This window comes from Bacillus sp. AFS002410, assembly GCF_002556365.1.
Classification (GTDB): Bacteria; Bacillota; Bacilli; order Bacillales; family Bacillaceae_G; genus Gottfriedia.
In genome coordinates this window covers 1-531 of sequence record NZ_NUEU01000051.1, presented here as the reverse complement: position 1 = coordinate 531, position 531 = coordinate 1, and the positions used below count along the sequence as shown (strand labels likewise).

At 30.3% G+C, this 531-nt stretch carries 1 protein-coding gene; it reads right to left on the bottom strand.

Annotation, left to right across the window (positions count from 1 at the left end):
- Nucleotides 1–531 (bottom strand): SpoVR family protein (locus tag CN692_RS19120; RefSeq protein ID WP_257144081.1); only part of this gene is annotated, 531 nt, incomplete at both ends.

The following is a 531-nucleotide window of genomic DNA, read 5'->3' as shown; positions in this document are numbered from 1 at the left end:
CATATCATCTTCTAATTGCCACGATAATTTATTTCTTACAATTGAAGGGTCAATATGTTCTTGAATAGCTATAACCGCATTCAAAAATTCTTCTACTAGCTTTTTTCCATATTTTTGTTCATATTGATTAATTCTTTCAGCAGTTGCAGTCATGCTTTCGACCATATCTCGTTTTGTATTACTAAATCGTACATTATTTTTAAAGAAATCACTATGAGCGAGTACATGGGCAACGATCAATTTATTTTGTATGAGGCTATTGGTATCAAGTAAAAATGCATAACATGGATTAGAATTAATCACTAATTCATAAATCTTACTTAATCCTAGATCATATTGTAACTTCATCTTATAAAATTTTTTCCCAAAGCTCCAATGAAAATATCTTGTTGGCATTCCGTACGCACCAAACGTGTAAATAATATCGGATGGGCATATTTCATATCTCATTGGAAAATAATCAAGTCCAAATCCTTTGGCAATTTCAGTAATTTCGTCTATTGCATACTCTAATTCACGAAAATTATTTGA